This window comes from Lysobacter sp. KACC 24251, assembly GCF_057747755.1.
Genome location: NZ_CM173222.1, coordinates 17,785 through 41,317, shown reverse-complemented (window position 1 = coordinate 41,317; position 23,533 = coordinate 17,785). Strand labels below are relative to the sequence as shown.

At 69.2% G+C, this 23,533-nt stretch carries 26 protein-coding genes; 16 read left to right on the top strand and 10 right to left on the bottom strand.

The window, feature by feature from the left end; translation table 11 throughout:
- The 3 genes from AC3ARF_RS00225 to AC3ARF_RS00215 form a co-directional block, all read right to left on the bottom strand.
- Positions 1–357 (bottom strand): hypothetical protein, encoded by a 357-nt coding sequence (locus tag AC3ARF_RS00225; RefSeq protein ID WP_498929206.1) that lies wholly within the window; start codon positions 355–357, stop codon positions 1–3.
- A gap of 169 nt (positions 358–526) precedes the next feature.
- A complete protein-coding gene (locus AC3ARF_RS00220) occupies positions 527–1,318 on the bottom strand; it encodes an ABC transporter permease (protein ID WP_498929204.1) in 792 nt (263 codons plus the stop codon).
- Between the two features lie 23 nt (positions 1,319–1,341).
- Positions 1,342–2,325 carry an ABC transporter ATP-binding protein gene (locus AC3ARF_RS00215; RefSeq protein ID WP_498929202.1) on the bottom strand — a complete coding sequence of 328 codons (984 nt, stop codon included), beginning with the start codon at positions 2,323–2,325 and terminating at the stop codon, positions 1,342–1,344.
- Positions 2,326–2,409: 84 nt separating this feature from the next.
- Between AC3ARF_RS00215 and AC3ARF_RS00210 the strand changes: the two genes are divergently transcribed.
- From AC3ARF_RS00210 to AC3ARF_RS00180, 7 genes are all read left to right on the top strand, one after another.
- The gene (locus AC3ARF_RS00210) at positions 2,410–3,216 is read left to right on the top strand and encodes a ferredoxin--NADP reductase (protein ID WP_498929200.1); all 807 of its coding nucleotides are present in this window, start codon (positions 2,410–2,412) and stop codon (positions 3,214–3,216) included.
- 131 nt (positions 3,217–3,347) lie between these two features.
- Positions 3,348–3,956, top strand: a complete 609-nt coding sequence (locus AC3ARF_RS00205) for a hypothetical protein (RefSeq protein ID WP_498929198.1) — start codon at positions 3,348–3,350, stop codon at positions 3,954–3,956.
- The gene (locus tag AC3ARF_RS00200) at positions 3,953–4,381 is read left to right on the top strand and encodes a hypothetical protein (RefSeq protein WP_498929196.1); all 429 of its coding nucleotides are present in this window, start codon (positions 3,953–3,955) and stop codon (positions 4,379–4,381) included. The genes AC3ARF_RS00205 and AC3ARF_RS00200 overlap by 4 nt, the downstream gene beginning before the upstream one ends.
- A complete protein-coding gene (locus tag AC3ARF_RS00195) occupies positions 4,378–4,575 on the top strand; it encodes a helix-turn-helix transcriptional regulator (RefSeq protein WP_498929194.1) in 198 nt (65 codons plus the stop codon). The genes AC3ARF_RS00200 and AC3ARF_RS00195 overlap by 4 nt, the downstream gene beginning before the upstream one ends.
- A gap of 173 nt (positions 4,576–4,748) precedes the next feature.
- Positions 4,749–6,272 (top strand): alpha/beta hydrolase, encoded by a 1,524-nt coding sequence (locus AC3ARF_RS00190; protein WP_498929192.1) that lies wholly within the window; start codon positions 4,749–4,751, stop codon positions 6,270–6,272.
- 19 nt (positions 6,273–6,291) lie between these two features.
- Positions 6,292–7,038 (top strand): ABC transporter ATP-binding protein, encoded by a 747-nt coding sequence (locus AC3ARF_RS00185; RefSeq protein ID WP_498929190.1) that lies wholly within the window; start codon positions 6,292–6,294, stop codon positions 7,036–7,038.
- Positions 7,035–8,237 (top strand): ABC transporter permease, encoded by a 1,203-nt coding sequence (locus AC3ARF_RS00180; protein ID WP_498929188.1) that lies wholly within the window; start codon positions 7,035–7,037, stop codon positions 8,235–8,237. The genes AC3ARF_RS00185 and AC3ARF_RS00180 overlap by 4 nt, the downstream gene beginning before the upstream one ends.
- A gap of 154 nt (positions 8,238–8,391) precedes the next feature.
- Here the strand turns inward: AC3ARF_RS00180 and AC3ARF_RS00175 are convergent, their stop codons facing one another.
- The 5 genes from AC3ARF_RS00175 to rpmH all read right to left on the bottom strand — a co-directional run bounded on the left by AC3ARF_RS00175 (position 8,392) and on the right by rpmH (position 13,669).
- Complete coding sequence (locus AC3ARF_RS00175; RefSeq protein WP_498929186.1) at positions 8,392–9,426, bottom strand: energy transducer TonB; 1,035 nt, start codon at positions 9,424–9,426, stop codon at positions 8,392–8,394.
- A 174-nt stretch (positions 9,427–9,600) separates the two neighbouring features.
- Positions 9,601–10,950: a tRNA uridine-5-carboxymethylaminomethyl(34) synthesis GTPase MnmE gene (gene mnmE / locus AC3ARF_RS00170; RefSeq protein ID WP_498929184.1), complete on the bottom strand. Its 1,350-nt coding sequence runs from the start codon at positions 10,948–10,950 to the stop codon at positions 9,601–9,603.
- A gap of 334 nt (positions 10,951–11,284) precedes the next feature.
- A complete protein-coding gene (gene yidC, locus AC3ARF_RS00165; protein ID WP_498929182.1) occupies positions 11,285–13,000 on the bottom strand; it encodes a membrane protein insertase YidC in 1,716 nt (571 codons plus the stop codon).
- A gap of 27 nt (positions 13,001–13,027) precedes the next feature.
- Positions 13,028–13,474, bottom strand: a complete 447-nt coding sequence (gene rnpA, locus AC3ARF_RS00160) for a ribonuclease P protein component (RefSeq protein ID WP_498929180.1) — start codon at positions 13,472–13,474, stop codon at positions 13,028–13,030.
- Positions 13,475–13,528: 54 nt separating this feature from the next.
- Complete coding sequence (gene rpmH, locus AC3ARF_RS00155) at positions 13,529–13,669, bottom strand: 50S ribosomal protein L34 (RefSeq protein ID WP_036139660.1); 141 nt, start codon at positions 13,667–13,669, stop codon at positions 13,529–13,531.
- Positions 13,670–13,912: 243 nt separating this feature from the next.
- Between rpmH and AC3ARF_RS00150 the strand changes: the two genes are divergently transcribed.
- From AC3ARF_RS00150 to AC3ARF_RS00125, 6 genes are all read left to right on the top strand, one after another.
- The gene (locus AC3ARF_RS00150) at positions 13,913–14,701 is read left to right on the top strand and encodes an ABC transporter ATP-binding protein (protein ID WP_498929177.1); all 789 of its coding nucleotides are present in this window, start codon (positions 13,913–13,915) and stop codon (positions 14,699–14,701) included.
- Positions 14,702–14,813: 112 nt separating this feature from the next.
- Positions 14,814–15,563, top strand: a complete 750-nt coding sequence (locus AC3ARF_RS00145; RefSeq protein ID WP_498929175.1) for an MlaE family lipid ABC transporter permease subunit — start codon at positions 14,814–14,816, stop codon at positions 15,561–15,563.
- Between the two features lie 108 nt (positions 15,564–15,671).
- On the top strand, positions 15,672–16,223 hold the full coding sequence (mlaD, locus tag AC3ARF_RS00140) for an outer membrane lipid asymmetry maintenance protein MlaD (RefSeq protein WP_498929173.1): 552 nt from the start codon (positions 15,672–15,674) through the stop codon (positions 16,221–16,223).
- Positions 16,224–16,232: 9 nt separating this feature from the next.
- Positions 16,233–16,889: an MlaC/ttg2D family ABC transporter substrate-binding protein gene (locus AC3ARF_RS00135; RefSeq protein ID WP_498929171.1), complete on the top strand. Its 657-nt coding sequence runs from the start codon at positions 16,233–16,235 to the stop codon at positions 16,887–16,889.
- A 2-nt stretch (positions 16,890–16,891) separates the two neighbouring features.
- Positions 16,892–17,191: an STAS domain-containing protein gene (locus AC3ARF_RS00130; RefSeq protein WP_498929169.1), complete on the top strand. Its 300-nt coding sequence runs from the start codon at positions 16,892–16,894 to the stop codon at positions 17,189–17,191.
- Between the two features lie 66 nt (positions 17,192–17,257).
- A complete protein-coding gene (locus AC3ARF_RS00125; protein ID WP_498931914.1) occupies positions 17,258–18,379 on the top strand; it encodes an MlaA family lipoprotein in 1,122 nt (373 codons plus the stop codon).
- A 30-nt stretch (positions 18,380–18,409) separates the two neighbouring features.
- On the opposite strand, the gene AC3ARF_RS00120 is transcribed toward AC3ARF_RS00125, so the two are convergent.
- On the bottom strand, positions 18,410–19,846 hold the full coding sequence (locus tag AC3ARF_RS00120; protein ID WP_498929167.1) for a DNA recombination protein RmuC: 1,437 nt from the start codon (positions 19,844–19,846) through the stop codon (positions 18,410–18,412).
- Positions 19,847–19,955: 109 nt separating this feature from the next.
- On the opposite strand from AC3ARF_RS00120, the gene AC3ARF_RS00115 reads away from it, so the two are divergent.
- Entirely contained in the window at positions 19,956–20,303 is a 348-nt protein-coding gene (locus AC3ARF_RS00115; RefSeq protein ID WP_498929166.1) for a GFA family protein, read from the top strand.
- A 30-nt stretch (positions 20,304–20,333) separates the two neighbouring features.
- Here AC3ARF_RS00115 and AC3ARF_RS00110 read toward each other — a convergent pair whose 3' ends face one another.
- The gene (locus AC3ARF_RS00110; RefSeq protein ID WP_498929163.1) at positions 20,334–21,518 is read right to left on the bottom strand and encodes a class I SAM-dependent rRNA methyltransferase; all 1,185 of its coding nucleotides are present in this window, start codon (positions 21,516–21,518) and stop codon (positions 20,334–20,336) included.
- 236 nt (positions 21,519–21,754) lie between these two features.
- Here AC3ARF_RS00110 and AC3ARF_RS00105 point away from each other — a divergent pair, with 236 nt between their 5' ends.
- Positions 21,755–22,714: a TerC family protein gene (locus tag AC3ARF_RS00105; protein ID WP_498929161.1), complete on the top strand. Its 960-nt coding sequence runs from the start codon at positions 21,755–21,757 to the stop codon at positions 22,712–22,714.
- 31 nt (positions 22,715–22,745) lie between these two features.
- The gene (locus AC3ARF_RS00100) at positions 22,746–23,525 is read left to right on the top strand and encodes a rhomboid family intramembrane serine protease (RefSeq protein ID WP_498929159.1); all 780 of its coding nucleotides are present in this window, start codon (positions 22,746–22,748) and stop codon (positions 23,523–23,525) included.
- The last annotated feature ends 8 nt before the right edge of the window (positions 23,526–23,533 follow it).

Genomic DNA, 23,533 nt, shown 5'->3' with positions numbered 1-23,533 from the left:
TCAGCGTGCCGCACCTGGCTGCAGGGCGACATACTGGGTGTCGCGCCGTGACGGCTGGCTCTGCTGCAGGACCACGTCCACGCGCTCGGTGCCCGGCGCCTGGCAGGCGCGTCCCACCTCGCCCATCAGCCGCGCACGCGAGGCATAGACCTGGCTGAAGTTGTGCTGGCCCAGCGCCTCGCCCACTTCACGCTGGGTGGGCAGGGTGCGCGCCTCGCAGTTGAACGACAAGAGCGCGGCAGCCCGGATCGGGGCCACCTCGGTCAACGGAGGCTCGGCGGCGAACGCGCTCGCCGAAACGGCCAGCACCCCGGCGACCAATGCCTGGCGCAGCATGCGCAATGACGGAGGACTCATGGCAATGCTCCTTCCCGACGGTCACGCCACCCGCGCGGTGTGCGCGGGCACGCCGTCCTGAGAGGGCATTACGCGCGCGGACGCGCGGATGACACCTGCAGCGCCCGAGGAGCGGCATCGCCCGACGAACGGTAGCCGACCAAGGGGGGATGCCCGCCGTGTCCCGCCGTCAGCTGCGCAGGCCGACGCCGCGCCTGAGCAGCCACAGTCCCAGCGCGGCCAGCGCGGCCACGAACCCCAACATCAGCGCGAAGGCCACCGACAGTGGCACGTCGCTCACGCCCAGCAGGCCGTAGCGGAATGCGTTGACCATGTAGAAGATCGGGTTGGCATGCGTGGCCGCCTCGGCCCAATCCGGCAGCAGCTTCACCGAATAGAACACACCGCCCAGGTACGTCAGCGGGGTCAGGATGAAGGTCGGCACGATGGCGATGTCGTCGAACTTCTTGGCGTAGACCGCGTTGACGAAACCGGCCAGCGAGAAGATCGTTGCGCCCAGCAGCACGGTGGTGAAGGTCACGAAGGGATGCGGCACCCGCACCTTGGTGAACAGCATGGCGATCGCCAGCACGATCGCGCCGACCATCAGTCCGCGCAGCACCGCGCCGGCCACGTAACCGGTGAGGATCACCCAGTTGGGCATCGGACTGACCAGCAACTCCTCGACGTGGCGGCCGAACTTGGCGCCGAAGAAACTGGAGGAGATGTTGCCGTAGCTGTTCTGGATGACGCTCATCATCACCAGGCCGGGAACGATGAAGTCCATGTACTTGATCCCGTCCATCTCGCCGACCCGCGAGCCGATCAGCCCGCCGAAGATGAGGAAGTACAGGGTCATGGTGATCGCCGGCGGCACCAGGGTCTGGCCCCAGATGCGCAGGATGCGGTGCACCTCGCGACGGACGATGGTGCCCAGGGCCACCCAGTTGCGCTGGTTCACGGAAATCTCGCGTTCGCTCATGTGCGCTGCCTGCTCTGTCATTTTCACGCCGCCCGCTCCGGCAGGGCCGGCTGTACCCCATCGGGGCTGTCGCCGCCGGTGAGGCGCACGAACAGCTCCTCCAGCCGGTTGCTCTTGGTGCGCATCGAGCGCACGCGGATGCCCGCTTCGCCCAACTTCGCGAATACCCGGTTGAGGTCCATGTCCCGCGGCATTTCCAGGTCCAGCGTGTGCGCGTCCTCGGCCACCAGCGTGGTGCCTTCGATCACCGGCAGCACCGCCGGCAGCGCACCGTCGATGTCGAGCAGGAAGCCCTCCACGTCGAGCTTGGCCAGCAACGCCTTCATCGGCCCCTGCTCGACGATGCGGCCGCGGTCGATGATCGCCAGGTTGCGGCACAGGCTCTCCGCTTCCTCCAGGTAATGGGTGGTGAGGATGATCGTGGTGCCGGCGGCGTTGATCTCCTTCAGCGTCTTCCACATGCCGCGGCGGATCTCGATGTCCACGCCGGCGGTGGGTTCGTCGAGGATCAGCAGCTGCGGCCGGGTCATCATGGCGCGGGCGATCATCAGCCGGCGCTTCATGCCACCCGAGAGCGTGCGGCTCATCACCGACGCCTTCTCCCACAGCTGCGCGCGGCGCAGTTCAACTTCGGCGCGTTGCAGTGCCAGCTCACGCGGCACGCCGTAGAAACCGGCGTAGTTGACCAGGATGTCGAGCGGCTTCTCGAACAGGTTGAAGTTGATCTCCTGCGGCACCAGGCCGATCAGGCGCATCGCCCCGCCGCGGTCGGCCTGCAGGTCGGTGCCGAACACCCGCACCTGTCCGCTGCTGAGGTTGACCAGCGAACTGACGATGCCGATCAGCGTGCTCTTGCCCGCGCCGTTGGGACCGAGCAGGGCGAAGAAGTCGCCGGGCATCACGTCCAGCGACACGCCCTTGAGCGCTTCGACGCGGGTGTCGTAGGTTTTGCGCAGATCGCGCACCGACAGTGCCGGCACCGGCGCCGGCTGGGAAGTCTGGTTCATCGGCAGGGCCTGTGCCGCGAGCCGCGCGGCGATAGCCGGTAGTATAGGCGGCCTGTCGGCCACACCCCGGCCACGCTGTGTTGCATGAGCGCCCCTCTTCCGGCCGGCGCCGACTCCCGGAACCGCCTGTCGATGAAGCACTTCCCGCTCAAGCTCGTCTCCCGCCGCATGCTGGCCCCGTCGATCGGCCATTACGTGTTCCTGCGCGATGACGGCGAGCCCTTGGACTTCATCCCCGGGCAGTTCATCCAGATTCATTTCGATTACGCCGACGGCACCCCGACCAAGCGCTCGTACTCGCTGGCGACGATCCACGACCATGCGCTGGGTCCGGGCGAAGCGGTCGAGATTGCCGTGAGCTACGTGCCAGGCGGCGCCGCCACCGCGCTGTTCGAAGGCCTGTCCGAGGGCGGCACCGTCACGGCCAGCGGGCCCTACGGCCGCTTCTGCCTGATGCCCGGCGATGCCAACCGTCGCTACCTGCTGATCGCCACCGGCACCGGCGTCACGCCCTACCGCGCGATGCTGCCGCAACTGGAAGCGATGATGCGCGAGCGCGGCGTCGAAGTGGTGCTGCTGTTTGGCGCCCGCACCCCCGCCGAGCTGCTGTATGGGGACGAGTTCCGTGCCTTCGCCGCGGCCCACCCGGGCTTCCGCTTCGTGCCGTGCTTCTCCCGCGAACTGCCCGCCGAAGGCTCCCCGCACGCGCATGCCGACGTGCACCAGGGCTACGTGCAGCAGGCGCTGCCCCAGTTCGTACCCAACCCGGCGACGGACATCGCCTACCTGTGCGGCAATCCCAACATGGTCGATGCCTGCTTCGAGGCGCTGAAGGGCTTTGGTCTGGCGGTGCCGCAGATCCGCCGCGAGAAGTACGTCAGCAGCAAGTAGGCGGACGGGGCGCCGCACCTTCCGGCTGGGCAATTCTTCCGGCCAGGACAGGCTGCATGTAAAGGACACTTGACACCCTGCCGGGCTGCCACGTACTGTCTGTAAAGGAGACTTTACAGGAAGTACGCCGCATGTCCGTATCGCCGACCTGGATCGACGCCTGCTACCGGCCGCGCCCGCGCACACTGCTGGCCAGCGGCCTGCTGCTGCTTGCCGTGGCCGGGCTGGCCGGCGGCCTGGACTGGCCCTGGTCCGACACCTGGATCGGCGTCCTCGCCGGTCTCGGTGTCGGCTGCCTGCTGGGCGCGCTGCTGCACAGCCTGCTCCCCGACGCCCGCGAGGCCACCACCCCCGCGATGCGCCGCCGCTACCTGCGCGAGTTCCTGCCTCCGATGGGCGCGTACGTGGTGCTGGTGCTGGCGTCGGTCACCCTGCTCCGGTACGTCGAGGTCACCGCGCTGCGTGCGCTGGTGGCCCTGATGCCGCTGCCGGCGGTCGCGCTGGCCATGCGCGCCTTCGTCCGCCACGTGCGCGATACCGACGAGCTGCAGCGCCGCCTCGAGCTGGAGGCGGTGAGCCTGGCCACGCTGCTGGTGTCGATGCTGTACCTGGGCGGCGGCTTCCTGCAGTCGGCCAAGGTCATCGACATCCCCGCCGCCGCGGCAATGATCTGGGTGTTCCCGCTGGTCTGCGCCAGCTACGGCCTGTGCAAGGTCTTCGTCGGGAGGCGCTACCAGTGAAGTCGCTGGGGATCCGTTACTGGCAGAGCCTCAGCCCGGCCCTACGCCGCTACTACCGGGCTTCGCTGGTGCCCAGCCTGGCCTTCTTCGCGCTGCTGTATGCGCACGAGTGGGCCGCGGGTCAGGCACAGCTCGCCGTGCCGGTCCGGGCCGCATTCGCGCTGGGGCCGGTGGTTGCCCTGGCATCGCTGTTCGTGGCCTACCTGCGCTTCCTGCGCGAGTGCGACGAGTTGGAACGGCGCATCGAGCTCGACGCGCTCGCCTGGGCCGGCGGCATCGCTCTACAGGGCACGATGGCCTGCATTCTGCTGCTGGACGCCCGCGTCATCGCGTGGTCGGCCCTGCACACCGCCGCCGCATTCGGCCTGCTGCTGGTCGGCAGCTATGGCCTGATCCGCGCCTGGCTGCATCGACGCTACCAATGAACAACCGCCTGCGCGAACTGCGCGACCAGCGCGGCTGGTCGCAGGGCGAACTGGCCGAGCGGCTCGACGTCTCGCGCCAGACCATCAACGCGCTCGAAACCGGCAAGTACGACCCGTCGCTGCCGCTGGCATTCCGCATCGCGCGGCTGTTCGAGCACCGCATCGAAGAGATCTTCTTCCCCGAATCCGAGTGAGCCGTCCGCGGCCCGCCCCACCGCACCATCGAAAGCGCAAGGAGAAGCAGCTGCCCATGTTCCGCCACCCCCTACCGCCTGCAGGCGCCACCCCCCTACGTGACGTTCGTCACATTTCCACGGGCATGGGCGTCTGCGATGCTCCGCCGCTGCCCGCAACCCATGGGACGCCCATGCATCCACGACTGACCGGGACCGCGCTCGCCGCGGCCCTGCTGCTGGCCGCTTGCCAGCCCACCGGCGTTGCCGACCCGGCCGTGTCCCCCGACGCCGCCCTGCACCACCTCGGCAGCCTGACGCTCAAGCCCTGCGTGCTGGGCGGCGACAACGGCATGCCCACCGTCGAAGCCCAGTGCGGGCAGTTCGAGGTGGCCGAGAACCCGGCGCAGCCGAACGGCCGCCGGATCCAGCTCAACCTCGCGCGGCTGCCCGCCACCGGCAAGGGCAACGCGCAGCCCGACCCGGTGTTCTTCCTCGCCGGCGGCCCGGGCCAGGCGGCGGTGCAGACCGCACCCATAATCAATGCGGCCCTACGCGAAGTGCGCAAGCAGCGCGACGTCATCCTGGTCGACCAGCGCGGCACCGGCGGTTCCAATCCGCTGGACTGCAAGGACGCCAAGGGCAAGCCGCTGGAGCTGGACCCCAGCCGCACCCCGACCGACGCCTCGCTGGCGGAGTTCGCGCGCCAGTGCCTGGCATCGCTCGAGGGCCGCGCCGACCCGCGCTTCTACACCACCACCCACGCCATCGCCGACCTCGACGCGGTGCGCGCGGCGATGGGCGTGGACAAGATCAACGTGGTCGGCGGCTCCTACGGCACCCGCGTGGCGCAGCAGTACGCCACCCGCCATCCGCAGCACACCCGCACCGTGGTGATCGACGGCGTCGCCCCCAACCGGTTGGTGGTTGGCGGCGAGTTCGCCCGCACTCTGCAGCGCGCTCTGCAGCTGCAACAGGCGCAATGCGCCAAGCAGCCGCAATGCAAGCAGCGTTTCGGCGGCGACCTGGTGGCGCGTATCAAGGCGCTGAAGGAAAAGCTCAACGCCGCGCCGGTGGAAGTCGCCTACCGAGACCCCACCACCAATGCGCCCAAGCGCGACACCCTTTCTGGCGATACGGTCAGCGGCATGGCCCAGGGCATGTCCTACATGCCGCAGCTGGCGGCGATGCTGCCGCTGGTCGTGTCCGAGGCCGAAGAGGGCCGCTATGAGTCACTGATGGCGGTGGCACAGGTCTGGTCCGGCCAGGTGGTGGGCCAGATGAACCGCGGCATGCAGTGGTCGGTGGTGTGCGCCGAGGACGCACCGCGCTACCAGGCCGACCCGGTGGATGCCGACACGGTGCTCGGGGGCGGCATGGGCCGGATGTTCTTCGCCGCGTGCGCGGTGTGGCCCAAGGGTGACGTCCCGGCCGACTTCCACGCGCCATTCAAGACGTCGTTGCCGACGCTGCTGCTGTCCGGCGAACTCGACCCGGTCACCCCGCCGTCCTACGCCGAGGAAGTAGCCAAGGGCCTGGGCAATGCACGGCACATCGTGCTGCGTGGCCAGGCCCACGGCACGCTCAGCACCGGCTGCATGCCCAAGCTGCTCGGCCAGTTCATCGAACGCGCCGATCCCAAGGCCCTCGATGCCAAGTGCCTCGACAGCCTGACCTATACCCCGCCGTTCACCAGCTTCAACGGCTGGGAACCTTGAGCGCGCAAGGACCGAATCCATGATCATCGCAAACGATTTGTACAAGGCGTTCAAGACCAAGACCGGCACGGTCCAGGCGGTCGAGGGCGTCACCTTCGAGGCCCGCGACGGCCAGATCACCGGCCTGCTGGGCCCCAACGGCGCGGGCAAGACCACCACCCTGCGCATGCTGTACACGCTGATGGCGCCCGACCGCGGCAACGTCACGGTCGACGGCATCGACGCCGCGAAGGATCCTGCCGCGGTGCGTCGTGCGCTGGGCGTGCTGCCCGACGCGCGCGGCGTATACAAGCGCCTCACCGCGCGCGAGAACATCGCCTACTTCGGCGAGCTGCACGGCCTGTCCGCCGCCGACATCGCGCGCCGCACCGACGTGCTGGCCAAGGCGCTGGAGATGGGCGACATCCTGGACCGCCAGACCGAGGGCTTCAGCCAGGGCCAGCGCACCAAGACCGCCATCGCGCGCGCGCTGGTGCACGACCCGCGCAACGTCATCCTCGACGAGCCGACCAACGGCCTGGACGTGATGACCACCCGCGCCATGCGTGGCTTCCTGCAGCAGCTCAAGGCCGAAGGCCGCTGCGTGATCTTCTCCAGCCACATCATGCAGGAGGTGGCCGCGCTGTGTGACCGCATCGTCATCATCGCCAAGGGCCGCGTGGTCGCCGCCGGCACCGCCGACGAGCTGCGCGCCAAGTTCGGTGAGAGCAACCTGGAAGACGCCTTCGTCAAGGCCATCGGCTCGGAGGAGGGCCTGCACGCATGAAGACCCCGCTCTCGAAGACGTCGTTCTTCCAATCGATGTTCGCGGTGATGCGCAAGGAACTGCGCGAGGTGATGCGTGACCGCCGCACGATGATGATGGCGCTGGTGCTCAGCCCGTTGCTGACCCCGTTGCTGTTCATGGGCATAGGCAAGCTGGGCGAGAACCGCGCCAAGACCGAACTTGACAAGGTGTTGGAAGTGCCCGTGGTCGGCATCCAGCAGGCCCCCAACCTGATGGCCTACCTGGCCACGCGCGGCATCAAGGCGGTCGCGGCACCCAAGGACCTGGACGGCGCGATCGCCCGCCAGGAAGTCGATGTCGCACTGGAACTGGACGCCGGGTTCGGCAAGGCATGGCGCGAGGGCCGCTCGGCGTCCATCGACATCGTCGCCGATACCACCGCGCGCGCCAGCGAAGTGCCGGTCGCGCGCGTGCGCAGCGCGCTGGAAGGCTACCGCGACCAGATGGGCACGCTGCGGCTCATGGCCCGCGGCATCGACCCCGGCGTCGTGCGCCCGCTGAGCGTGGGCGTGCGCGACATGGCATCGGCGGAGGCCAAGCGCGGGCAGCTGGCGGCGATGCTTCTCCCCTACCTGCTGATCCTGTCGGCGTTTTTGGGTGGCATGGCGGTGATCCTGGACGCCACCGCCGGTGAGCGCGAGCGCCAGTCGCTGGAACCGCTGCTGGCCACGCCGGCGCCGCGCAGCGCCGTGGTCAGCGGCAAGATCGCCGCGGCCTGTGCGTTGGGCTTGGCGTCGCTGCTGCTGATGCTGGTGACGTTCAAGGCCCTGGCCACGTTGGCCCCCGGCGGCGGCATGGTCATCGATGTCAGCACCCGCACCATCGCCATGCTGCTGCTGGTGCTGCTGCCCATGCTGTTCATCGGCACCTCGCTGCTGACCTTCCTGGCCGCCAGCGCCAAGAGCATGAAGGAGGCCCAGAGCCACATGGCCTGGCTGATGCTGCTGCCGATGATCCCCTCGATCGCGCTGATGGTGAACCCCATCAAGCAGCAGCTGTGGCAGTACGTGGTGCCGTTTCTGGCGCAGAACCAGATGATCCTCAAGATCGCGCGCGGCGATGCCATCCCGATGCAGACGTGGGGCATTTACCTGGCCGCCAGCTTCGGCCTGGCCGCAGTGCTGTGGTTCGCTGCCGTGCACCGCTATCACCAGGAGCGCTTGGCCATCTCGGGCTGAGCGCCGGCAGTCACCCGCGGGGTGTGCGTCCATGAGACGTCCGCGGGCAACGTCCGACCGTAGGTTGGCCAAGCCCCGGTTGTTACTCTGCGGTCACGCAAAGAAAAAGCCCGGCAATGCCGGGCTTTTTCTTGCCGCTGGAGTTCGGTCCCGCTTACTGGCCGGGATCGAATCCAATGGTGCGACGGGTGGTCACCGGCGATGCCACCGGCTGGAAGCGCCATTTGCGCACCGCGTTGACCGCTTCGCGGTCGAAGATGCGCGGCGGGTTGGCACGGACCACACGCGCGGCGGTGACGGTGCCGTCGGTGCCCACGGTGAACTCCACCTGCACCTCACCCGACTGGCCCGAGCGCAACGCTTCCGGCGGGAATCGCGGTGCCGGCGTGGACAGTGCGCGCAAGTCGCTGCCGGTAGCGGAGGCGGCGGAACTCGCTGCTGCCTGCTGCGCCGCACGCTGCTGCGCCGCACGCTGCTCGGCTTCGCGCTGCTCGGTTTCCCGCTGCTCGGCGGCACGCTGGTCGGCGGCACGCTTCTGCGCGGCCTCGCGGTCGGCATTCTGCTGCGATGCCAGTTTCTTCGCCGCATCTTCCTGCTGCTTCTTCTGGTCGGCCAGGCGCTGCTTCTCCAGCTCGGCCTGCTTCTTGGCCTGCTCCTCGGCGGTCAGCGCCTGCTGCTCGGTGCGCGTGGCCACCTCGGTCTGGCGCGCGGTGATGCTTTCCTTCAGGCGTGCGAGGGCCGGGTGGTTGGCATCGGCCTTTTCCAGCAGGGCGGCCAGGCGCTGGGCCTCGGCAAAGTCCTCGCGGTTGACGCTCTGTTCGATGGCGATCACGGTCATCGGCAGCAGGTCGACCAGCGCGCTGGACACCGCGGCGTCGCCGGGCAGCTTGTCACGCAGGGCCAGGTAATACTCCACGGCGTTGTCCTCGGCCGGGGCATACAGGCGGTTTTCGGTGTAGGCCTTGCTCGCGGCCTCGCGGAGCGCATCCACGCTCATGGCCGAAACCTTGGTGGAGACCGCGGTTGCGGGCGTTACGACCGGCGCGGCCTGCTCGGCGGCAGGTGCGGCGACGGGCGCCTCTTCCTTCTTGCCGCACGCCGCCACGAACAGAGCGAGGCAGAGCACGGCGGTGGTGCGGTTGATGGATGGCCGGAGGCGCACGGGCCGGGCCAGTGTGTTGTCGATCATTGAAGAAGCTCCCCTGAAGTACGCAGTAGGACGCGTACAGTGCCTAGGACGCGCTAGCAGGGAAGATTTGTCAAGCGCCACCGCCCGGGTCGACTGGATTCGACAATCGTCGATCCTGTGACGCTGGTCACACTGGAGTGGCGACCGGCGCAGCGCTGCGATTCGAGGCCGCGGTCACTTTCCGATGCAGAAGCTGGAAAAGATGTGCCCCAGCAGGTCGTCGGCCCGCACCCGCCCGGTGATCTCGCCGAGATGGTCATGCGCCAGACGCAACGCTTCGGCGGCGAGGTCCAGCGCGTCGTGGTCGAGCTGCAGGCGCGCCTCCGCCACTTCGCCGCGCGCCCGCCGCAAGGCATCGACGTGGCGCGCGCGGGCGGTGAATGCGCCCTCGGTTCCCACTGCGGTGGTACCCAGCGCCAGAGCGCGCAGGCAGGCGTGAAGCGCCGGAAGGCCTTCCCCGGTGCGTGCCGACACCCATACCGCAGCGTCATCACGCGCGACCGGTGGCGCTGCCAGCAAGTCGGCCTTATTGTGCACCCATAGCACCTGCGGCACGCCCTGCAGCGCGCCTGCCACGGCGACGCGGCCCGCGTCAGGGTCGCGGGCATCGACCACGACGATGGCGAGGTCGGCGCGGCCAAGTTCGCCACGCGCGCGGCGCATGCCTTCCTGTTCGATGGCGTCGCCCCCTTCACGCAGGCCAGCAGTGTCGACAAGGCCCAGTTCCACCCCGTCCACCCGCACCACCTCGTGCAGCAGGTCGCGGGTGGTGCCGGCAATGTCGGTGACGATGGCGCGCTCGCTGCCGGCCAGCGCGTTGAGCAGCGAACTCTTGCCGGCGTTGGGCGGGCCGACGATCACCGCATGCAGCCCGTCACGCAGGCGGCGCCCGCGTTCGGTGGCCTGCAGCAGTGCGTCCAGGTCGGCGGCCAGCGTCGCCAGTTGCGCGCGCAGTGCGGGCCCGCCCAGCGTGTCTATGGGCTCGTCGGCGAAGTCGATCGCCGCTTCGACGTGCACGCGGATCGCCAGCAGCATATCGGCCAGCGTGTCCACCTGTCGCGAGAACTCGCCGTCCAGCGCGCGCCGTGCAGCCCGGGCCGCGGTCAGGTCGGCGGCGGCGATCAGATCGGCGACGGCTTCGGCCTGGGCGAGATCCAGCCGGCCTTCAAGGAAGGCGCGTTCGCTGAACTCACCCGGACGCGCGCGCCGCGCGCCAAGGCCGCAACAACGGGCGACCAGCGCCTCCAGCACCGCGGGGCTGCCGTGCGCCTGCAGCTCCACCACGTCCTCGCCGGTGAAGCTGGCCGGCGCGGCGAAGTACAGCGCGATGCCATCGTCGAGCGTGCCGCCTTCGGCGTCGCGGAAGCGCACGTGGTGCGCATGTCGCGGCCGCAGCGCGCGACCGGCGATGGCCTCCGCGATGCGGCGCGAGCGCGGCCCCGACAGGCGCACGATGCCCACCCCGCCCGCGCCGGGCGCGGTGGCGACGGCGGCGATCGTGTCACGGTCGTTGGCGGTGCTCATGGGGTTGAATCGTCGCATTTTTATCGCACTGGTCCAGCGCACTGGGTGAAAAGGCAGCCCCGGTCCGGAGTTTGGTCCAGCTGGACCGTTCGCGAACAAGGACCGTCTGCTTGATGGGTTTTCGACGCCCTCACGCACAAGGGCGGCGAGGGCATGGGGCATTGCGGAAAAGCCGGCCATGGATGGCCGGCGGCCCGACTCGCGGCAGGATGCCGCGACGGAGGGCTGGAGCAATGCCCCATGTCCTCGCCGCCGCCAGTCCCGCCAAGGCCAAGACCGCATAACGACAAAGCCCGCCAGGAGGCGGGCCTTGTCGACGAAACAGCGGCGCGGCTTACGCCTTCGCCGGCGCCTCCGCGTACTTCTTGGTCATCCACCACTGCTGCAGCAGGCCCAGCGCGCCGTTGGTGATCCAGTACAGCACCAGGCCGGCCGGGAAGAAGGCGAACATCACGCCGAACACCAGCGGCATGTACTGCATCATCTTCTGCTGCATCGGGTCCATGCCCGGCGTCACCGGGGTCAGCTTCTGCGTGGCCCACATCACCGCGATGTTGATCAGCGGCAGCACGAAGAACGGATCACGCGCGGTCAGGTCGTGGATCCAGCCGATCCACGGCGCGTGGCGCAGCTCCACCGATTCCGACAGCATCCAGTACAGCGCCAGGAACACCGGCATCTGCAGCAGGATCGGGAAGCAACCGCCCATCGGGTTGATCTTCTCCTTCTTGTACAGCTCCATCATCGCCATCTGGAACTTCTGCTTGTCGTCGCCGTAGCGCTCCTTGAGCTGCGCGATGCGCGGCTGGAACTTGCGCATCTTGGCCATCGACTTGTACTGCGCCGCGGACAACGGGTACATCAGCAGCTTGATCACCACCACCAGGCCGACGATCGACCAGCCCCAGTTGCCGATCACGCCGTGGATCTTCTCCAGCACCCAGAACAGCCAGCCGGCGATGGTCGCCATGATGCTGTAGCTGCTGAAGTCGACCGCGCGGTCCAGGCCGGGCACCTTCTGCGCCTCGATCTGCTTGACCAGCTTCGGGCCGACCCACAGGCGGGCCTCGGTGGCCGCCTTGGTCCCCGGCGCCACGCTCACGCCCGGGCCGACTTCACGGATCAGGTACTGGGTGCCGCCGGTACCGGCCGGGGTCGACAGCTCGAACTTGCCCTGGTCCTGCGCGCCCGGGATCCACGCGGCGAAGAAGTGGTGCTGCAGCATGCCGATCCAGCCGCCGGTGACCGCCTTGTTGAGCGGGCCGTCGTCGACGAAATCCTCGAACTTGCGCTTCTCGTACTTGTCGGTGCTGCTGTACCACGCCGCGCCCTGGAAGCTGTACTGCTCGGCGCTCATCGGCCCGCCACTCACCAGCGCGCGCGGCACGCGCGCCAGTTGGCGGTACACGAAGCCCTGCCACGGCGCGGTGCCGGCGTTGGCCACCTCGTCGCGCACGTCGACCACGTACTGGCCGCGCTTGAAGGTGTAGGTGCGGCGAATGGTCACGCCGTTGGGGCCGGTCCACACGAACGGCACCACGACACTGTCGGCGCCCGCGGGCAGGCCGAAGGCGGTCTGGCCGCCCTCCGGCACGAAGCCGGCCTGGTGGGTCGGCGCGGCGCCGCCCTGGCTGACCCAGCCGCTCTGGGCGACGAAGTAGTTGGCCGCATCCTGCGCGAACAGGCGCACCGGCGGGCTGCCCGCCTCATCGCCCTGCGGATAGGCCAGCAGGTCGGCCTCGCGCATCTCGCCCCCGTCCAGCACGACCTTCAGCACGTCGGTGGTCACGGTCACGGCCTGGGCCTGTGCGCCGGCCGGCGTGGCGCCGACGGTGGGCAGTGGCGCGGCGGCCGGGACCCCCGGCAGGACGCCCGGGGTCGCGCTGGGCACGGTGCCCGCCGCGGCGGTCGCGGGCACGGCCGGGGCGCCGGCCACCGGAGCGGTGACGGCCGGGGTCGCGGGCGCCGCCTTCTCCTTGCCCCACTCCATCCACAACAGCGCGGCCACCATCAGCCAGGCGAAGATCAGGAACGTGCGGGTCTGGTTCATGGGCAGGCAGGCTCGGCCGGCGTCGGGTCAGGACGCGGCATCGTTGGAAGGGGAAACGGCCGGCATTGTGCCGGGCGCAGGGGTCGCGGGCAATTCAACACCGCCCTGACATGCGGGCGCATCGGCCGGGCGCAAGGCACCGGCGCGCTTGAGCAGGCTGAGGAACGCGGCACGCAGCGCGTCCGCGCCGCACTGCGAGGCGCCCGGGCGTGCGACCAGCACATAGTCGCCCGCGGCGAGACCAGCTCGCTGCAGACGGAAGGTGTCGCGCAGCACGCGCTTGATGCGGTTGCGACCGACGGCGCGCGGATCGACCTTGCGTGACACCGCCAGGCCCAGCCGCGGCGGAACGTCACCCGCCTGCCAATGCAGGGCAAGCACGGGCAGCGCCACACGCCGGCCGTGCTTGAAGATGCGGTCGAAGTCGGAACGCGCGCGAACCCGCGCGGTGCGCGGGTAGCGGTTCAGCGCCATCGGGCGTGTACGGCCACGCGGGGCGGCCGGGGGTCAGCCAGAATCGGACTGCGCTCAGGCGCAGAGACGCTTGCGGCCCTTGGCGCGACGGCGGGCGAGGACCTTGCGGCCGTCGGCGGTCGCCATGCGGGCACGGAAGCCGTGGTCGCGCTTGCGCTTGAGGTTGCTGGGCTGGTAAGTGCGCTTGGTGGCCATGATCGGCTCTGCGTTTATGCGGGAAAAGACTTGGGAGGATAGCGCGCAGTAGCACTTCGGTCAAGCTGAGCCGACCACCGTCCCGGATTGGCCGTCGTGGCGCGCACGCCAGCCGACGGCCTGCGACAATGATACTTCTTTCGTGTCCTGTTCAGCTGGCCAAGGCCAAGCTGCACGGGTTTTGTCCGTCCCGGTGCGCCCCAGCGGCCCTGCCGGAACGGGCCGCCCCCTTCCGGGAACCCCATGACCGACGCCTCGCCCATCGTCCGCCTGCGCAACGTCCGCCTCGAACGCGGCGGCCGGGCGATCCTGCGCGACATCAACCTGGAGGTGCCGCGCGGGCGCGTGGTCGCCGTGCTGGGCCCGTCGGGCAGCGGCAAGTCGACCCTGCTGTCGGCACTGACCGGGCAACTGGTGCCGGCCGCCGGTACCGTGGAGGTGTTGGGTCGCGAAGTCCCCCGCGGCGAGCGGGAGCTGCTGGCCCTGCGCCGCGGCATCGGGGTGCTGCTGCAGGGCAACGGCCTGCTCACCGACCTGACCGCGGCCGAGAACGTGGGCCTGCCGCTGCGCACCCATACCGACCTGCCCGAGCCGGTGATCCGCCGGCTGGTGCTGATGAAGCTGCACGCGGTGGGCCTGCAGGCCGCGGCCGACGCCTACCCGCGCGAGCTGTCTGGCGGCATGGCCCGGCGCGTGGCGCTGGCCCGCGCGCTGGCGCTGGATCCGCCGCTGATGATCTATGACGAGCCGCTGACCGGCTTGGATCCGATTGCCAGTGGCGTGGTGATGGAGTTGGTGCGGCGGCTCAACGATACCCTCGGCCTCACCAGCGTCGTGGTGACCCACCACGTGCACGAAACCCTGCCCGTGGCCGACCACGCGGTCGTCGTCGCCAACGGCGGCATTGTGTTTTCCGGCACCCCGGCCGAACTGGAGGCCAGCGACGATCCGTTCGTGCGCCAGTTCCTGAAGGGCGAGCCGGACGGTCCGATCGCCTTCGACGCCGCCCCACGCACCCCGGAGGCCGCATGATCGCCCTGTCGGTCCGATTCCGCGCCACAGGCCGCGACCCGCGAGCCGCGGGGCACCTTGAGGTGTTCCCCGCCCGGCCCGCCCCCGCCGACCACGCCCCGGAGCGCTGCTGATGCCGTTTGCCGCCACCACCCGTTCGCTGGGCCAGGCCGGCCTGTTCACTCTGTCGGTGTTCCGGGCATCGAAGCCGACGCTCGACTTCTGGCGCGAACTGACCCGGGAGATCTACAAAATCGGCGCACGTTCGCTGCCGATCATTGCCGTTGGCGGCGCGTTCGTCGGCCTTGTGCTTACGCTGCAGGGCTACCGCACGCTCGCCACGTTTGGCGCCAGCAACTCGCTGTCCACCCTGCTGGGCCTGTCGCTGTACCGCGAACTGGGCCCGGTGCTGACCGCGCTGCTGTTCATCGGCCGCGCCGGCAGTTCCATTGCCGCCGAGCTGGGTCTGATGCGCGCCACGGACCAGATCACCGCACTGGAGCTGATGGCCATCGACCCGGTGGGCAAGGCCGTGGCGCCGCGCTTCTGGGCGGCGGTGCTGAGCGTGCCGCTGCTGACCGGGTTCTTCTGCAGCTTCGCCATCGCCGCCAGCTACCTGGAGGCCGTGCACGTGATCGGGCTTGATGCCGGCTATTTCTGGCCCGCACTGAAGGACAACGTCGATTTCGTCGACGACTTCCTGGTCGCGTTGCTGAAGTCGGCGGTGTTCGGCGCCACCGCCGCGCTGACCGCGGCCTTCGTCGGCTTCCACGCCGAGCCGACCATCGAGGGCACGTCGGTGGCAACCACGCGGGCGGTGGTCAACGCCTCGCTGCTGGTGCTGATGCTGAACTTCGTCATGTCGGCGCTGTTGTTCCAATGAGCCGCGCGCCCGCCCCTGTCGGATCACGCGACGCCCGCGCCGCGGTTTCGCCACCCCTTCCGTCATCCGTGCGCGCCCCGCGGCGCGCACCTGCAAGGTGATCCACCCATGAGCACACGCAGTCCCCGTATCGAATTCGCCGTCGGCGCCTTCCTGCTGCTGGCCCTGGCCTCGCTGATGGTGCTGGCGGTGGCCTCCACCAACGGCAAGTGGGGCTTTGGCGGCGACAGCTACCAGCTGAAGGCGCGCTTCACCACCATCGGCGCGCTGCGGCCCAACGCACCGATCAAGATCGGCGGCGTGGCCATCGGCCAGGTCGAGAAGATCGAGCTCGATCCGGTCAAGTTCGACTCGGTGGTGACCCTGTCCATCAACGGCCAGTACAAGGACCTGCCCGCCGACACCGCGGCCAGCATCCTGACCAGCGGTCTGCTGGGCGAGAGCTACATCAATCTCGCCCCCGGCGGCGACCCTGAGACGCTGAAGCCCGGCGACGAGATCTACATGACCCAGGCTGCAGTGGACCTGATCCAGCTGGTGGGCAAGTACATGTTCAGCGGCGGTGGAGCCAAGGCCGGCGACAATGCGGCGCAATCGACCGAAGGTGCTGGCGACGTGCCGGACTACCTGCAGGACGAAACCCCGACCCCCAAGGAATAACCCCAAGCCATGAAGCGTTCCTTCCTCACGATCGTCATCGCCTCGGCGCTGCTGACCGCGGCCCCGGCCTCGGTGTTCGCGCAGGCCAAGGCCGCTCCGGCCGCCACCGCGGCCAAGGCCGGCAGCCCCAGCCAGCTGGTGCTGGCCAACAGCACCCGCATCCTGACCACGCTGGAAGCCCGTCGCGGCGAGTTCACCAAGAACCGCGCCGCGCTGCGCACGTTCGTGGCCAGCGAGTTCGATGCGCTGTTCGACCGCGACTACGCCGCCCGCCTGGTGTTGGGCGTGCACGGTCGCGGCGCCTCCGAAGCGGACATCAACGTGTTCGCCGATGCGCTGGCCGACAGCCTGATGCAGCGTTACGGTTCGTCGCTGCTGGACTTCAACGCCAAGCTGAAGGTGCGGGTGAAGTCGGAGACGCCGCTGCGTGGTGGCGCCATCGTCAAGGTCTCCAGCGAGTACCTGCGCCAGGGCGCCGAGCCGGTGCCGGTGGACTACCTGATGCGTAAGGTCGGCTCGCAGTGGAAGGCCTTCGACGTCATGGTCGAGGGCGTGAGCTTCGTGCAGACCTTCCGCAGCCAGTTCGACGCGCCGCTCAAGCGCAAGCCGATCGCGCAGGTGGCCGCCGACATCAAGGCCGGCCGCCTGCAGGCGACGGCCAACTGAGCATGACCGGCCAGGACGGCAACGGCGCGGCGAACCTGCGCCGCGATGGCGACGCGCTGGTATTCGCCGGCGCGATCGCGCGCGCCGCGGTGGCCGGGTTGTGGCGGCAGGCACTGCCGCAACTGAGCGGGGTGCGTCGTCTAGACCTGGGCGGCGTACACAGTGTCGACAGCGCCGGCCTGGCACTGCTCGCCGAGCTGTCGGCGCGCTGCGGCGGCGCGGTCGTGGAGGGGTTGCCCGATGGCCTCGGCGACCTCCGCGCCGCGTACCGCCTGGACGAAACGCTCGCATTTGCGCGCTGACGCTGCACACAGCATTCCGGTGGTGGTGGCATTGACGTCCACCGCCCATCCGTCCCAGCCACTACACTGAACCCCATGCGCGCACACGGACTCGCCCTTGCCCTGGCCGGCCTGCTGGCCCTTACGCCCCACGCCTTCGCCCAGGAAGCGGCCCCCGGCGATGCATCGCCGCAGCAGGTCGCGACCGACGCCGTCGTCGAGGCGGGGGCGGTGCAGTCGGCAACTGTCGATTCGCCGGAAGCCCAGTCGCCGCCGGACCCCAGCGTGCCGGCGGCGGTGGCGGAGACCAGCAGCCCGGCCGATGCAGAGGTTGAGACCACTGCAGCCACGCCGCCCGGCGCCGACGCCAGCCCTCCGACGTCGACTGCCGCAGGCACCGACACGCGCACCGAGGCGGAGCGCGACTTCGACGCGCTGTACGGCAACGGCGAGCCCTACAACCCGGTGGCTGACCCGAGCCTGCCTCCCCCCGCCCGCGTGGGCGCGGCGTATGACCCCTGGGAGCGCTACAACCGCTCCATGCACCGTTTCAACAATGCGGTCGACCGTGCGGTCGCGCGCCCGTTGGCTCGCGCCTACGTCAGCGTGGTGCCACGGCCGATGCGACTGGGCGTGAGCAACTTCTTCAACAACCTCGGCCAGCCGGTCTCCGCGGTCAATGCGCTGCTGCAGGGCAAGCCGGGGCAGGCCGCGCACTCGCTGGGCCGCTTCGTGGTGAATTCCACGCTCGGCATTGGTGGCCTCTTCGATCCTGCCAGCGATGCCAAGCTCGACAACCGCCGCGAGGACTTCGGCCAGACGCTGGGCGTGTGGGGCTGGAAGCGCTCGCGCTATGTCGAGCTGCCGCTGTTCGGTCCACGCACGCTGCGCGACACCTTCGGCATGGTCGGTGACGCGCCGCTGAGCCTGGTGCGCGGCATCGAGGAGGACACGGTCCGCGTGGGGCTGCAGGGCCTGCAGCTGGTCGACGTGCGCGCCCAGTTGCTTGCAGTCGACAGCCTGCGCCAAGGTGCCGAGGACGACTACGCGCTGGTCCGCGATGCGTGGACGCAACGCCGCGACTACCAGATCTTCGGCGATCGCCAGATCGACAGCGATGGCACCCTGCCGGACTACCTCAAGGAAGAGAACAATCCGATCGTACCGGTGGATGCAATGCCGGTGATGCCGACCGACGGCAGCAACTGAGCCCCGTCGTACCGCGTTGCGGTCGAGTGCTCAGTCCTCATCGAGCTCTTCCTGGACCACGCCGAGCAGGCGCTGGCTGTCTTCCTGCGGCAACGCCTCGACTTCGCGCAGTTTGCGGGTCAGCACCCGCGTCCGGCGCCCGGTCTCGTCGATCTTGTTGCTCGCCTCGTCAAGCTTCTTCTTGACCCCGTCGAGCACGACGCCGAACTTGCCGAACTCGGTCTTGACCGCGCCCAGCGTGCGCCACACCTCGCTCGAGCGCTCCTGGATGGCCAGCGTGCGAAAGCCCATCTGGAAGCTGGTCATCAACGCCAGCAGCGTGGTCGGGCCGGCCACGGCGATGCGCTGGTCGCGCTGGAGTGCCTCGACCACGCCCGGCCGACGCAGCACTTCGGCGTAGAGGCCCTCGGTGGGCAGGAACAGGATCGCGAATTCAGTGGTGTGCGGGGCGGCGACGTACTTCTCGCGGATACGCGCGGCTTCCAACCGGACCCGCCGTTCCATCGCGTCGCCGGCGACGCGGGCTGCCTCGATGTCGCCGCGCTCCTGCGCATCCAGCAGCCGCTCATAGTCCTCGCGCGGAAACTTCGCGTCGATCGGCAACCACACCGGCGCATCAGCGCTGGACCCCGGGAAGCGCACCGCGAATTCCACGCGCTCATTGCTGCCCGGCACGGTTGCCACGTTGGCGGCGTACTGGTCAGGGGCAAACACCTGCTCCAACAGCCCTGCGAGCTGGACTTCGCCGAACACGCCGCGCGACTTCACATTGGTCAGCACGCGTTGCAGGCCGCCGACGTCGGCGGCCAGCTTGTTCATGTCGCCCAGGCCCTGGTGGACCTGAGCCAGCATCTGGGTGACGTTGCCGAAGCTCTCGGTCAGCCGCGTTTCAAGCGTCGCGTGCAGTTTCTCGTCGACCGTGGCGCGCATCTGCTCGAGCTTGGCGGCGTTGTCGGTCTGCAGCTCGCGCAGCTTCTGCTCCAGGGTGGCGCGCATCTCGCCGATGCGCAGCTCGTTGCGCGCGGTGAGTTCCTGCAGGCGCTGCGACAGCGCTTCCGCGTGCCGCTGCTGCTGCTCGGCAACCTCGGTGCGGAAGCGGTGCGCGTCCTCGATGGCGGCGGTGCGCGCTTTCAGCGCATCGTCGGTCAGCGCCTCGCGCAACACGTCCAGGCGCGCGTCGATGCGCGTGCTCAGCTCGGTCAGGCGCGCATCGGTACGACCGGTGAAATCGGTCAGGCGCGCACCGAAGCCTTCGATGCGCTGCTCCTGCTGTGCGGACAGGCTGTCCAGCTGCTGGCGCAGCTCGCCGCGGCCGCCGCGCTGTTCCTCGCGCAGCGCCTGCTCGAGGCGCTCTCGCATGCTGGCCAGCGCGGCGTCCGGCCGTCGCAACAGCAGCAGGACGAGGAGGACGATGGCCACCGCAATGGCGACCAGCAACAGGACAAGCAACAGGGAAGTGTCGGGCATGCCGTCAGTGTAGCCGCCCGCGTCGCACCCCATGCGACCCGGGACCTGGGCTGCGGCGGCGATGCCCCGGGGGTATCGTGACCGCTCACGCCAATGCCGGAGGGTCCTCATGACGCACACGGGAAGCTGCCACTGCGGGCAGGTGAAGTTCGAGGTGGATGGCGACATCGCGGGCGCACTGTCGTGCAACTGCTCGATGTGCCAGCGCAGGGGTTCATTGCTGTGGTTCGTGCCACGCGCGCAGCTGCGGGTGACCGCCGGCGAGGACGCGCTGGCGACCTATACCTTCAACAAACACGTGATCCAGCACCGGTTCTGTGCCACGTGTGGCATCCACCCATTCGGCGAGGGCGCCGACCCCAAGGGCAATGCGATGGCGGCGATCAACATCCGCTGCCTGGAGGACATCGATCTCGATGCCATCCCGGTGCAGCACTACGACGGTCGCTCACGCTGAGCGCTGCCGCCGCAGTGCGCGCGCGATGATTCAGTCGATCACGCGGCAGAACACGGCCTTGAGGTAACGCGACTCGGGTACCTGCGCCAGCCACGGGTGGTCGGCGCCGGCGCCGGCGACCTTGAGCACCTGCACGGTGCGCCCGGAATAGAACGCGGCGCGGCGCAGCATGTCGAGGAACTGGTCCTCGCTCACCAGCCCGGTGCAGGAGAAGGTGGCGAACAGGCCGCCCGGCTTCACCACGCTCAGCGCCAGCTTGTTCATGTCCAGGTACTTTTTCAGCGCCGGGATCACCTGCTCGCGGTCGCGGGTCATCTTGGCCGGGTCGAGGATCACCACGTCGAAGAAATCGCCGCGGTTACCCGCATCACGCAGCCACGGGAAGATGTCGGCCTGCACGAACTTCACCTGCGCGCCGTTGAGCTTGGCGTTGCCGCGCGCGATGTCGATCACGTCCTGGTCGATGTCGATGCCGACCACTTCCTCGGCGCCGCCCTTGGCCTTGGCGTATACGCCGAAGCCGCCGGTGTTGCAGCACAGGTCCAGCACGCGCTTGCCCGCGACCTGGCGCGACAGCCACTCGCGGTTCTCGCGCTGGTCGGCGAAGAAGCCGGTCTTGTGCGCACCGGCCGGGTCGGCGCGGAACTTCACCCCGTATTCGGTGATGATCGCCGGCGGCACCGGATCGCTGCCACGGTAGTCGAACGACTCCTGCTTCTGCACGTGCTCCTCGGCGAAGCTGTAGAAGCGGCAACCGGGGAACTGCGCACGCAGGGCGTCGAAGATCCACTCGCGGTGGCGGAACATGCCGGCGCTGAAGAATTCCACCACCAGCAGGTCGCCGTAGCGGTCCACCACCAGCCCGGACAGGCCGTCGCCCTCGCTGTGCACCACGCGCCAGGCGTCGCTGACCTCGTCCAGCCTGAGCAGGTCGCGGCGCAGCGACACCGCCTCGGCAATCTTGCGCGCGAACCAGGCGGCGTCGACCGGGATGTTGCGGTCGGCCTCGAGGATGCGCACGGCGATGCGCGAATGGCCGTTGTAGAAGCCGCGGCCGATCCAGTCGCCGTCCACGCCCAGCACGTCGACGATGGCGCCGGGCTTGGGGCGCTGCGCGGGCTTGTCGACCAGGCGCTGGAAAATCCAGGGATGGGTGGACTTCCACGCGTTCTTGAGACGGACGGTGGGGACTTCGGCGTGGGGGTCGCGGTTCATCCGCCCATTGTACCGGGCCGGCGGCGGCGGCATTTGCCGGACGGCCACCGCTGGTTTAGGCTGGTGGATCGAAGGGGAGTAGCTCCCTCACGCCGCGACCGTCATTCCGAGCCTCACCGCTCCGGTCCGTCGGCAACCCGCCCGCCGGGTTGCGAGCAAGACCTTCGCCGTCCACGGCGAAGGTGCGTCCATCCGTCCTGCGCCGTGGCCCATGGCCCAACCTGCGAGGACCTTGCATGACCACCATCGGCACCCCCCTGATGTGGGGCGGATTCACCGCCATCATCGTTATCGCCCTGCTGGTCGACCTGGTGCTGATGCGCCACGGCGGCCCGCACCGCGTCACCTTCCGCGAAGCGCTGCTGTGGAGCATCGGCTGGGTCGCGCTCGCCCTCCTGTTCAACCTGGGCCTGTGGTGGTACGTCAGCGACCAGGCCGGCGCGGCCGAAGGGCAGCGCGTCGCGCTGGAGTTCCTCACCGGCTACCTGGTGGAGAAGTCGCTGGCGGTCGACAACATCTTCGTGTTCCTGATGCTGTTCACCTTCTTCGCGGTACCCGAGGAGCAGCGGCAGAAGGTGCTGGTGATCGGCGTGCTGGCCGCCATCGTGCTACGCGCGGTGATGATCTTTGCAGGCGCGGTGCTGCTGGCCAAGTTCCACTGGATCCTGTACGTGTTTGGCGTGTTCCTGGTGGTGACCGGCATCAAGATGCTGTGGTTCGCCGGGAAGCAGCCAGACCTGGAACGCAACCCGGTGCTCCGCTGGATGCGCGGCCACCTGCGGCTGACCACGCAGTACCACGGCGACCGCCTGTCGGTGCTGCAGGACGGCGTGCGGCACTTCACTCCGCTGTTCCTGGTGGTGGTGCTGATCGGCATCACCGACGTGATCTTCGCGGTGGACTCAATCCCGGCGATCTTCGCGATCACCACCGACCCGTTCATCGTGCTGACGTCCAACGTGTTCGCGGTGTTGGGCCTGCGTGCGATGTTCTTCCTGCTGGCCGGCATGGCCGACCGCTTCCACCTGCTGCCCTACGGTCTGGCGCTGGTGCTGATGTTCATCGGCGGCAAGATGCTGCTGGTGGACGTGGTGAAGATCCCGCTGCCGGTGTCGCTGGGCGTGGTGGTGGCGGTGATCGGCGCGACGGTGGCGTTCAGCCTGCGCTTCCCGCCGAAGACACCGCCGGCGGGATGAGCCTTGCAAACCGCCGCCGCGCCGCCACGTGATGAGCATGCACCTGCCCACCCCTGACCACCCGTTCGACACCCCCGCCCAGCGCGCCGCCGACCGGCGGCGCCTGGTGCGGGCGCTCAACGCCAGCCTTGCCTTCGTCCTGCTGCTGGTGGCGGTGTTTGCCGCGCAGGGCCAGTTCGATGTCGCGGGCTGGTCGGTGACGCCGGGCGCGCTGGCAGGCCTGCTCGGGCTGGCGACGGCGCCGGTGCTGCACGGGTCGCTGGAGCATCTGGCCGCCAATGCGATCTCCCTGCTGATGCTGGGGACGCTGGCGGGTGCGGTGTATCCGCGGGCCACGCTGCGGGCGCTGCCGTTGCTGTGGCTGGGCTCGGGGCTGGGCGCATGGCTGCTGGGCGCGCCGGGAACGCACCACCTCGGCGCCAGCGGGCTGACCCACGGGCTGATGTTCCTGGTGTTCGTACTGGGCGTGGTGCGCCGCGACCGGCCGTCGATTGCGGCGGCGATGATCGCCTTCCTGCTGTATGGCGGCATGCTGCTGACGGTGCTGCCGCGCGAGGCGGGCGTCTCGTGGCAGTCGCACCTGGGCGGCGCGGTGGCCGGCGTGGTCGCCGCGTTGCTGTGGCGCCATCGCGATCCGCTGCCACCGCGCAAGCGTTACAGCTGGGAAGAGGAGGAGGAAGCACAGGCTGCAGGGCACGACACCCTCGAGCCGCCCTCGCCCACGGACGTGCCCGTGCTGTGGAATCGCCCCGAACCACGCGACGAGCATGGTGTGGTACTGGAGTTCCCACCCCGCGGTCGGGCACGATAACCGCTGCC

Excerpts from the sequence above, each read along its gene's own strand:
- AC3ARF_RS00145 (WP_498929175.1), top strand. The coding sequence starts at position 14,814 with ATGCCGTTTGCCGCCACCACCCGTTCGCTGGGCCAGGCCGGCCTGTTC.
- rnpA (WP_498929180.1), bottom strand. The coding sequence starts at position 13,474 with ATGGCGCTGAACCGCTACCCGCGCACCGCGCGGGTTCGCGCGCGTTCC.
- AC3ARF_RS00110 (WP_498929163.1), bottom strand. The coding sequence starts at position 21,518 with ATGAACCGCGACCCCCACGCCGAAGTCCCCACCGTCCGTCTCAAGAAC.
- AC3ARF_RS00225 (WP_498929206.1), bottom strand. The coding sequence starts at position 357 with ATGAGTCCTCCGTCATTGCGCATGCTGCGCCAGGCATTGGTCGCCGGG.
- mlaD (WP_498929173.1), top strand. The coding sequence starts at position 15,672 with ATGAGCACACGCAGTCCCCGTATCGAATTCGCCGTCGGCGCCTTCCTG.
- AC3ARF_RS00105 (WP_498929161.1), top strand. The coding sequence starts at position 21,755 with ATGACCACCATCGGCACCCCCCTGATGTGGGGCGGATTCACCGCCATC.
- AC3ARF_RS00135 (WP_498929171.1), top strand. The coding sequence starts at position 16,233 with ATGAAGCGTTCCTTCCTCACGATCGTCATCGCCTCGGCGCTGCTGACC.
- yidC (WP_498929182.1), bottom strand. The coding sequence starts at position 13,000 with ATGAACCAGACCCGCACGTTCCTGATCTTCGCCTGGCTGATGGTGGCC.
- AC3ARF_RS00180 (WP_498929188.1), top strand. The coding sequence starts at position 7,035 with ATGAAGACCCCGCTCTCGAAGACGTCGTTCTTCCAATCGATGTTCGCG.
- AC3ARF_RS00190 (WP_498929192.1), top strand. The coding sequence starts at position 4,749 with ATGCATCCACGACTGACCGGGACCGCGCTCGCCGCGGCCCTGCTGCTG.
- mnmE (WP_498929184.1), bottom strand. The coding sequence starts at position 10,950 with ATGAGCACCGCCAACGACCGTGACACGATCGCCGCCGTCGCCACCGCG.
- AC3ARF_RS00195 (WP_498929194.1), top strand. The coding sequence starts at position 4,378 with ATGAACAACCGCCTGCGCGAACTGCGCGACCAGCGCGGCTGGTCGCAG.
- AC3ARF_RS00115 (WP_498929166.1), top strand. The coding sequence starts at position 19,956 with ATGACGCACACGGGAAGCTGCCACTGCGGGCAGGTGAAGTTCGAGGTG.
- AC3ARF_RS00220 (WP_498929204.1), bottom strand. The coding sequence starts at position 1,318 with ATGAGCGAACGCGAGATTTCCGTGAACCAGCGCAACTGGGTGGCCCTG.
- AC3ARF_RS00130 (WP_498929169.1), top strand. The coding sequence starts at position 16,892 with ATGACCGGCCAGGACGGCAACGGCGCGGCGAACCTGCGCCGCGATGGC.
- AC3ARF_RS00205 (WP_498929198.1), top strand. The coding sequence starts at position 3,348 with ATGTCCGTATCGCCGACCTGGATCGACGCCTGCTACCGGCCGCGCCCG.
- AC3ARF_RS00210 (WP_498929200.1), top strand. The coding sequence starts at position 2,410 with ATGAGCGCCCCTCTTCCGGCCGGCGCCGACTCCCGGAACCGCCTGTCG.
- AC3ARF_RS00150 (WP_498929177.1), top strand. The coding sequence starts at position 13,913 with ATGACCGACGCCTCGCCCATCGTCCGCCTGCGCAACGTCCGCCTCGAA.
- AC3ARF_RS00185 (WP_498929190.1), top strand. The coding sequence starts at position 6,292 with ATGATCATCGCAAACGATTTGTACAAGGCGTTCAAGACCAAGACCGGC.
- AC3ARF_RS00120 (WP_498929167.1), bottom strand. The coding sequence starts at position 19,846 with ATGCCCGACACTTCCCTGTTGCTTGTCCTGTTGCTGGTCGCCATTGCG.
- AC3ARF_RS00215 (WP_498929202.1), bottom strand. The coding sequence starts at position 2,325 with ATGAACCAGACTTCCCAGCCGGCGCCGGTGCCGGCACTGTCGGTGCGC.
- AC3ARF_RS00175 (WP_498929186.1), bottom strand. The coding sequence starts at position 9,426 with ATGATCGACAACACACTGGCCCGGCCCGTGCGCCTCCGGCCATCCATC.
- AC3ARF_RS00100 (WP_498929159.1), top strand. The coding sequence starts at position 22,746 with ATGAGCATGCACCTGCCCACCCCTGACCACCCGTTCGACACCCCCGCC.
- rpmH (WP_036139660.1), bottom strand. The coding sequence starts at position 13,669 with ATGGCCACCAAGCGCACTTACCAGCCCAGCAACCTCAAGCGCAAGCGC.